Below are 8,802 nucleotides of genomic sequence, written 5' to 3'. Positions count from 1 at the left end.
GACGGTTTCCGCATCTCCTTCTGCCCGAGATGCCAATGCCGGCGCTTCCGCCTCCATTTCCGCCTCTCCTTCTGCCGGAGGGCTTACCGGTTCATGATTCTGCTCCTGGACATAGGTGCGAGCCAAACCCACAGAGGCGATCAAAAGCCCGCCCCCAACCAGAAAAAGGTAGGGGCTGGGCAATAGGGTGATCTGGGGAAAGCTGAGGGCGATCAACCACATGAGGGCGCATCCGACCACCATCAACGGCAGTTGGCCAAAGGGCGTCCCTTGCAAAAAGAACCACCAGAGCCCCAGCAGTAATGCGCTTACGATCAGAATAAAACCGATTATCGCCAGCATCGTTGGGTTCTTCACCTCGCGGGCATTTAAAATGACATACCTTGATGCTTAATTTCGACATGGTTCGGCTTTATCCTTCCGCATCGCGCGAATCTCTGTATAACTCTGTCAAAACAAATCTAAATTAATCATCAAAGAAATCGGTCAAGCTGCCAATACCGCCTGATGATTCCCGTTTCCCGGCGTGGGCCAATATCCGGCCTGCCAAGTTGGCGAGGGTGAGCGTCTGGATCCACACGCGACCGGGGCCGGTCAGGCTGGTCAAAAACAGTCCTTCCCCGCCAAAAATGGCGTTTTTAACGCCTTTGACCATCTGAATATCCATCGAGACAGTGGATTCAATCATCGCAACATGCCCCGTGTCAACCATCAGCCGCTCGCCGGGAGCCAGCTTTTTTTCGACGACTTCGCCGTCAATCTCAACAAAAGCCATGCCACTACCGGAGAGCTTTTGCATGATGAATCCCTCTCCGCCGAAAAAACCGGCGCCGAGTTTACGCTGGAAGAAGATGCTCATCTCCACCGATTCCTGAGCGCACAAAAAGGAATCGCGCTGGCAGATCAGTTCGTAGCCGCGCTCGAGTTCAACGGGCAACACCTTCCCCGGCGCGGAGGGGGTGAAGCCGATGTTAGCCGGTCCCCCCATCGCTTCAAAGAAGGTGTAGGTCAGCGATTCCCCGGAAAGGGCGCGACCGAGAGACTTGAACAAGCCGCCTTTGAAGTTTGTGTCCATGCGAACATTGGACGACATCCATGTCATAGCGCCCGATTCCGTATAAATGCGCTCACCCGGTTCCAAGTCGATATTCAATGCCTGCATGGTCGTACCCAAGACCTGATAACGCATGCCCAACCTCCCCCTGGAAATCAATCTCAAGTTCAAGTATACCTTCGATCGAGTGTATGGACAAGGTTAGGCCTATCGCAACTACAGTTCCGGATTCACCTTTCGTCGCGCCCGCCCATAGAGTTGCATGTACTCATCGGCCGATCTCCGCCAGGAGTGGTCGAGCCGCATTACCCTGGAAACCAGCTGCTGCCAGCGCTCTTTCTGACGGTACAGATCGAGGCCCCTGCGGATGGCCTCTAGAAAGTGATCGGGCTGATAGGTTTCAAAGACTACTCCGTTTCCATTGGGGAAGCGTGCGTCCGTAACCGTGTCGGCCAACCCCCCTGTCGAGCGGACGATGGGAATCGCGCCGTAACGGAAGGCGATCAGTTGGCCCAGACCGCAAGGTTCAAAACGCGACGGCATCAGGAAAAAATCGCTGCCGGCATAGACGCGCTGGGCCAGCGGCGAATCAAAGCCGATAAAGAGGCCCACCTTCTCCGGAAAGTGCTGCTTCAACCGCCGGAAAAGACCCTCATAGCGGGGGTCTCCCTGCCCCACCACGACCAGTTGGAGTTCCTCCTGGAACAAGGCCTCCTCGATCCCCTCGAAGAGATCGATCCCTTTTTGATCGACGAGGCGGTGGACCAGACCCAACAGCGGCGCGTCTGACACAGGCAAGCCAAACTGCCGCTGCAGTTCCGCTTTGTTCCGCTTTTTGCCGTCCATGTTGTCTGCTGAATAGTGATGGGGAATGTGGGGATCTGTCGCCGGATCGTAGACCTCCACGTCGATGCCGTTGACGATCCCAAAGAGATCGGAGTGGCGGAGCCGCAGCAGCCCCTCGAGACCCCAGCCGTATTCGCCCGTCTGGATCTCCTCGGCATAGGTGCGGCTGACCGTGTTGATCAGATCGGCGAAGACCAGCCCGGCCTTCATGTAGTTCACCTGACCATAGAACTCCAGGGCATCGGGGCGGAAGAGGTCCTGGCGCAACCCGATGAACCGGAGGATGTCACGACCAAAATGGCCTTGGTATTCCAGATTGTGCACTGTCAACACACTGGCGATCCGTCGATAGGCCGGATGATGGCGGTATTCCTCTTTGAGCAGCGCGATGGCGGGGCCGCACTGCCAGTCGTTGAAGTGAAGGATGTCGGGGATAAAATCGATCGGTTCGAGCATCTCCAGAAGGGCGCGCGAAAAAAAACCCCACCGTTCGCCGTCATCGCTGTAGCCGTAAATGTTTTCACGGCCAAAATACTGGTAGTTGTCGATAAAGTACACCGGGACGGGCTTTCCCCCAGGCAGCGCCTCGATCCGGCCTTCGCGGATCACCGCCGTCTCCTTGCGGGCGTCCACTTCCACCATGTAATCGGTCACATAGGCGCCACGGGGGATTTGCCCATGGCGGGGCATGGCCACACGGACGTCGACGCCTAGGGAGGCAAGGGCCCGCGGCAATGAACCGGCCACATCAGCCAGACCTCCGGCCTTGGCAAAGGGGACAACCTCTGCCGATACGAAGAGAACCTTCAACGGTTGTTCCGTCACGGTCTATTTCCCTTCCTCTCGTTCCCACCGGCCATTTGCAAGCCAAAGATTCCTTGCTGGCTTGGCAGTTCCGGTCGGTGGTATGTACATAGCCGAAGGCGTGACGACGGAGCACTCGAAGGCATATTCCGGCGGCTTCGCTGATTGGACAGCTACTGCTTCACCTGGAGCAGCATGGCCACCTCGTCACAATTGGGGAACTTGGGGCAGTCGATGCATTCTTTCCAAACCTTATGGGGCAGTTGTTCCTTTTGCACCACTGAAAATCCGCATTTGGAGAAAAAACCCTCCTGATAGGTGAGGGCAAAAACACGGTCAATCCCGAGGTCTTTGGCCTCTTCGATCAGCATGTCCACGATGGCCTTGCCGATTCCCTTTCCCCGGGCGTCCTTGCTGATGGCGAGGGCGCGTATTTCCGCCAGATCCTCCCATAAGATATGCAACGATCCGGTGCCCACGATCTTCCCCGCTTCTTCGGCGACGGTGATATCCCGCAACCCCTCGTAGAGCAAGCTCCGCGACCGGGCCAGCATGAGCCCTTCTGCAGCGCTCTCACTGATCAGGGCATGGATGTCCTCCACATCGTTCATCCGGGCTTTGCGTAAAATCATGTTTCTTCCATCCCTTACGTCTATAGTCTATTGTTTCAGAACCGAACGCATCCAGGCAATTTCCCGGCGATAGTCATCGATCTCCCCAGGCGTCTCCAGGTTGAGGGGCAGACCAGCCAGCGCGGGGTGATTCACCAGCGCCGCCAGGGCATCGCTGCCGATTAAGCCCTGGCCGAGCAGGGCGTGACGATCCTTATGGGAACCGAGCGGCTGCTGGCTGTCGTTGATGTGCATCGCCTTCAGCCGTTCAAGCCCGACGATCCGATCAAAGGCATCGAGAACAGCGGCGAAATCGCTTTTTACATCGTATCCGGCGCCGAACAGATGGCAGGAGTCCAGATTCACCCCGACGACCTCCGGAACTTGCAGGCCGTCGATGATGGCTCGCAGTTCCTCAAAGCGTCCGCCCACTTCGGTGCCTGCGCCGCTCATCCCTTCCAACAGCACCATAACGCCTTGGTCGGGCCGGAGAATCTCATTCAAGGCCTGGGTGATCCGTTCGATCCCAGCCTCAATCCCCTGGCCCACATGGCTGCCGGGGTGGACAACAATGTAGGGGATCTGCGCCGTAGCCATCCGGACGATGTCAGCGGCCAGCGTCGTCTTGGCGAAGGCCCAGGTCTCCTCTTTCGGGGCTGCCAAGTTGATCGTGTAGGGCGCGTGGGCCACCAGGGGACCGAATCCGTTTTCTTCGCGCAACAATATGGAACGGGCGATGTCATCGGGATCAAGGGTTTTGGCCGCCCCGCCGCGGGGATTGCGCGTAAAAAACTGGAACGTCGTCGCTCCGATGGAAAGGGCCTCCCGGACGGCCGACTCAAAGCCTTTTGAGATCGATAGATGCGCTCCCAAATACAACGGGTCATCCTTCTTTCTTTCGGGGTATTTCAGGGATGTGCGAGGTTCGCTTACGAAGACTTTTTATGAAAAACTCTTTGGACAAAAGAGCCCTTCGTTCCTGCCCGGTCGGGAGTTTTTTAAAGCAGGGCCTTCAGTCGCCTGGCTGCCTCTTCGACAACTGATCGGACAGACGCTTCACGGGCGTCAGGCCTATCGCTCATTTCGTGTGCTTGCGGAGCGGTCAGCCTGCATGGCGCGGCATGGTCTTGTCCCCTATCTGGATGACCGGTTGCATCGCTGGACTGAAACAGCGCCGAGATGACGGCCACACCCCTGCAGCCGGTCTTCCCGATCCCGTCCATCCTGCCGGCATTCAGGCCGCCGATGGCCACGACAGGAATATCGATGGCATCGCAAATCGCCTGCAGGCCTGCGAAACCCAGCGGCTGAGCGTCCAGTTTTTTTGATGTCGTCGGATAAACCGGACCAGCCCCGACGTAATCGGCCCCTGCAGCAACGGCAGCCTGCGCCTGGGCAAGATTGCGGACGGTGACGCCGATGATCCCTTTTGGCCACATCTGGCGGGCTACCTCAGGCGGGAGATCTTCGGCCCCCAGGTGAACGCCGTCAGCGCCGGCGGCGAGGGCGATATCGATGCGATCATTGACAATGAACAGTTTCCCCCAGCGGGAAGCCCTCTCCCGCAGGATTTGGGCGCGGCGCAAAAATTCGCCCGTCGGCATGTTTTTCTCTCGCAACTGGATGATATCACAACCGCCGGCGTAAGCACCATCGGCCATGGCCGCCAGCGTTGCCTCATCAGGCGCCTGCTCCCGGCCGATGATGCCGTAGAGGATCCCGGAATCGTCCCCGGATTCGGCTACGCTGGCAACGGCCCCTGCAACAACTCCAGCAGCAGCCTTGGCAACGGAGACGGTGATGGCCCTCGCGGCGGCAACCGGGTCGGCGGCCGTCATGATCGCTGACATGATGGCCACCCCGGCGGCGCCTGATTGACCGATCAGGGGCGCCTTATCGGCCGTGATCCCGCCGATGGCGATCACCGGGACGGGAGAGCGACGAACGCTTTCGCTCAACGCGTCAAGTCCCGCTGCTGCCTTGCCCGGCTTGCAAGCCGTTTCAAAGACATTCCCAAAGAGAAAATAATCCAGGACCGCCGCTTCGCCCGATTCCGCCAGCGCCTGCGCTTCTTCAGGCGAATGGATGGAACGGCCCAACAACATGCCGGGACCGATAATCGAGCGGACCTTGGCGGGCGGCAGGTCTTCGGCGCCGAGATGAACGCCGTCAGCCCCCGCCGCGACGGCGACGGCTGGATTGCCGTTGACGATCAGCGACGCCCCGGCCGGCCGTGTCAACGCCAGCGCACGCTGCGCCAGATCCAGCAGTTCCTTGCCTGTCAGGTCTTTTTCCCGCAGGATGACTGCCCCAATACCGCCCTCAATCGCCCCGGCGATGACGTCGAGCAGGCCTTTATCGCTTGGGCAGAGCCTGCGATGGGTCACCAACACCGGCGGCCACGCCAGCGGTGCAGCCCCCCTCAGCGATCGCCTGAACAGACCGTATCTGCCCATATTCAAGGCGGACCTGCCTGTCCACAGCCCATCAAGGCTCATCACTATCGTTCCCCTTTCCTTCCCCCCGATGATAGGCGCAATACTCGCCCAGCGGACATTCCGCACAGGACGGGCCTTTGGCCAGGCAAAGGCGATTGCCCAGGCCATCGATCTGGGCGTGATACTCCTGAAAGAGATACAGATCCGGTTCCAGGCGCTCGGCAAAAAAGGCCTGCATCTCATCGTAGCCGGCCTTTTCGGAAATGAAGCCGAGGCGGGAAAAGATGCGCCGAGTATAGGCATCAACCACGAAAATCGGCTGTTGCGCGCCGTAGAGGATGATGCAGTCAGCCGTCTCTTTGCCGATCCCCTTGATGGCCAGCAACCGCTTGCGCAACTCCCCCGCCTCCAGCGACAACAGGTTTTCCAACCTCCCGCCGTAATCCTCGACGATCAGCCGGGCGAAGTCTTGCAACCGCTCCGCTTTTTGATTGTAATAACGGGTCGTACGAACCAGCCGGGCCAGTTGTTCCCTCGGCGCTTCCGCGATAGCGCTGATGTCAAGCAAGCCTGCTTGCTTCATTTGATCAATGGCCGTCACGACGTTTTTCCAGGCCACGTTTTGGGTCAAGATGGCGCCGACGACCATCTCCAAGGTTGTATCGGCCGGCCACCAGTGCCGGGGACCGAAATGATCAAGCAGGCGGCGGTAGAGGCGGAGCAGTTCAGCGCGTTGATCGTCCATGACCGTCACCTTCCCAAGTATAGTAAAAAGCGGGGCAACCCGCCTGGGTACGCCCCGCTCCGGAACACCATTCCGTTGAACGAGTCTCTTTGCCAAGGCGCTGCGCCTCGGCGTCTTGACTTGCCTTCGTGCTGTTAGCTCTTCGGCGTGATCTTGTCCTTGAAGGTGAACTTGCCGTTTTTCACTTCCACGACGACGGCTGATTTGACTGGGTTATGCTGCGCGTCAAAACTGATCGTGCCGGTGACGGCCTGCAGGTCCTTCGTGGCGATCAGCGCTTCGCGGACCTTCTCCGGATCGGTGGAATTGGCGCGCTTGATGGCGTCGACGAGGATCGCCGCAGCGTCATAACCCAATGCGCCCAGGGCTTCCGGGTTCTCGCCGTATTTAGCCTTGTAGGCGGCGATGAAGTCCTGCACGCGGGCGGATTTTTCCTCTTCCGAGTAGTGGGTGCTGAAGAAGGTGTTGTTCAGGTTCTCGGCGCCGGCGATCTTGGCGAGAGTCGGCGAATCCCAGCCGTCGCCGCCCAGGACCGGCAGGGTCATGCCCAGTTCACGGGCCTGTTTGACGATGAACCCGGCTTCCTCATAGTAGCCGGGGACGTAGATCAGTTCGGCGTCTACGCCCTTGATCCGGGTGAGGACGGAACGAAAATCCTTGTCGCCGGTGACGTAGCCTTCCTCGGCGACGACCTGACCGCCGTTCTTGACAAAGTAGTCCTTGAAGGCCTTGCCGGATCCCTTGCTGTAAGGGGACTGGTTGTCCACCAGGATGGCGGCCTTTTTCAGCTTCAGCGAATCGAGGGCGTACTGGGCCATCACCTCGCCCTGGAAGGGGGCGGTGAAGCAGGCGCGGAAAACGTAGTCGCGCGTCTTGCCTGTTTCGTCGACGGTCACCTCTGCGGCGACGGCCGAGGAGGAGATGACAGGGGTCTTTTTGTCATTGGCCAGCTTGACAAAACCGACGGTGGAACTGGAGGCTGCGCCGCCCAGAATGGCGACGGCCTTTTCCTGGTTGATCAGCCGGGCAGCGACGTTGCTGGCTTCACCGGCTTCCGATTTGTTGTCGAGGGAGACGAACTTGACCTTCTTGCCGAGCACCCCGCCCTTTTCATTCAGGTCATCGATGTAGAGCTTGATGCCGTTGACGGCCGCCGCGCCGTAGGTGGCGTTGCCGCCCGAGAGTTCATAGTTGCCGCCGATGATGATCTCGCTCGCTTCAGGCGTATTTTGAGCCCCTTTCCCGGACGAGCAGCCTGTCAGCACGCTGGAGGCCAGCATGCCGGCGCTGACGAGCAGGGCCAGGGGGAGCGCCCATCTTTTGCGTTGGGAATCCATGTGTGTTTCCTCCTCTTTAAGATATCATGCACTATGTTAGCAGATTCTTACTCGCAATGCTACGAGAATCTTGGTCAATACATAGTTTCACGCGTCTTCGCCCATATTACCGCTAGGAGGTGGTTCCATGGGAAGACCGGATGTGGTCTGTGAGGTGTCGACTTGCAACCATTGGTTGCCGGGCAAGATCTGCGGCGCCGCCAATATCGACATTTTAAATGAACAGGGCGATATGCCAAAAGAATCGGAAGGAACGAAATGCAAGACCTTCAGCAAGCGCGGGCTGGGAACGATGGTTGCCTCTCTGGACAATACGAACTGGGGCGGTGTGCTCCAAGAGGCCTTCGTGCCAGGCAAACAGGCCGTGCCGACGATCACCTGCACCGTTCAAAACTGCAATTTCTGGGACGCCGGGAACCGTTGCAACGCTACGGGGATTTACGTAACCGGCGGAGGGGCCAACACCGACGTAGAGACGGACTGCCACACCTTTGTCCAACGGGGAGCGGACCGGTAAGTCATGTATCTTCAAGCCGCCGTGGGCAACCGGCGGCTTTCATATTTTCATCGCGCTGGTAATAAGCTTTTATGAACCCTGACCGTTTTTGGGGAGGTGCGCGATGGCCATCATCATCCCTTTTCCCCGCCCCCACCCCGAAGGCCGGTGCGAAGACTGCGCCATGGCTTCCTGGTGTTACACCGACCCCTCGGAGCGGGCCGTTGTCAGCCGGGTGCATACGGAGGAGATGACCCGCGCATTGGAGGAATGCCTGGAACGGGTGTGGGTGCGAGAAAACCCCAACCTCGATTAGAGGCGGGGTTTTTTCCTTAAAAAAATAACCACCTCGCGGTGGTTAAGCCAGTGGTCGGAATCGAACCGTTCGGAAAGGATGCCACTGTCCTTTCCAGCACCTGCTCACTGGGATAGGTCTTCTCTGTCTAATACCTTGAACACCAATGAAAACAA

10 protein-coding genes are annotated in these 8,802 nt (G+C 58.6%); 2 read left to right on the top strand and 8 right to left on the bottom strand.

Going from position 1 to position 8,802, the window contains the following annotated elements:
• The 8 genes from GTO91_RS17215 to GTO91_RS17180 all read right to left on the bottom strand — a co-directional run.
• Positions 1–342: hypothetical protein (locus tag GTO91_RS17215; protein ID WP_161259956.1), on the bottom strand; the 342-nt coding region annotated here is incomplete at its 3' end.
• 124 nt (positions 343–466) lie between these two features.
• Complete coding sequence (locus tag GTO91_RS17210; RefSeq protein ID WP_161259955.1) at positions 467–1,189, bottom strand: TIGR00266 family protein; 723 nt, start codon at positions 1,187–1,189, stop codon at positions 467–469.
• 81 nt (positions 1,190–1,270) lie between these two features.
• Positions 1,271–2,725, bottom strand: a complete 1,455-nt coding sequence (locus tag GTO91_RS17205) for a glycogen synthase (protein WP_161259954.1) — start codon at positions 2,723–2,725, stop codon at positions 1,271–1,273.
• Positions 2,726–2,877: 152 nt separating this feature from the next.
• A complete protein-coding gene (locus tag GTO91_RS17200) occupies positions 2,878–3,336 on the bottom strand; it encodes an N-acetyltransferase (protein ID WP_161259953.1) in 459 nt (152 codons plus the stop codon).
• Between the two features lie 27 nt (positions 3,337–3,363).
• Positions 3,364–4,194: a deoxyribonuclease IV gene (locus GTO91_RS17195; RefSeq protein WP_161259952.1), complete on the bottom strand. Its 831-nt coding sequence runs from the start codon at positions 4,192–4,194 to the stop codon at positions 3,364–3,366.
• Positions 4,195–4,313: 119 nt separating this feature from the next.
• Positions 4,314–5,813, bottom strand: coding sequence for a thiamine phosphate synthase (gene thiE, locus GTO91_RS17190; protein WP_161259951.1), 1,500 nt, complete (start codon positions 5,811–5,813; stop codon positions 4,314–4,316).
• Positions 5,803–6,498, bottom strand: a complete 696-nt coding sequence (locus GTO91_RS17185; protein WP_161259950.1) for an endonuclease III domain-containing protein — start codon at positions 6,496–6,498, stop codon at positions 5,803–5,805. Before GTO91_RS17185 ends, thiE begins: the two co-directional genes overlap by 11 nt.
• A gap of 134 nt (positions 6,499–6,632) precedes the next feature.
• Entirely contained in the window at positions 6,633–7,835 is a 1,203-nt protein-coding gene (locus tag GTO91_RS17180; protein WP_161259949.1) for an ABC transporter substrate-binding protein, read from the bottom strand.
• A 127-nt stretch (positions 7,836–7,962) separates the two neighbouring features.
• On the opposite strand from GTO91_RS17180, the gene GTO91_RS17175 reads away from it, so the two are divergent.
• Both GTO91_RS17175 and GTO91_RS17170 read left to right on the top strand, forming a co-directional pair.
• Positions 7,963–8,352, top strand: a complete 390-nt coding sequence (locus GTO91_RS17175; protein WP_161259948.1) for a DUF1540 domain-containing protein — start codon at positions 7,963–7,965, stop codon at positions 8,350–8,352.
• 103 nt (positions 8,353–8,455) lie between these two features.
• On the top strand, positions 8,456–8,647 hold the full coding sequence (locus GTO91_RS17170; RefSeq protein WP_161259947.1) for a hypothetical protein: 192 nt from the start codon (positions 8,456–8,458) through the stop codon (positions 8,645–8,647).
• Positions 8,648–8,802: the final 155 nt, after the last annotated feature.

The sequence above is a fragment of the Heliomicrobium undosum genome, assembly GCF_009877425.1.
Lineage (GTDB): Bacteria > Bacillota > Desulfitobacteriia > Heliobacteriales > Heliobacteriaceae > Heliomicrobium > Heliomicrobium undosum.
This window is presented reverse-complemented; position numbering and strand designations above follow the sequence as displayed.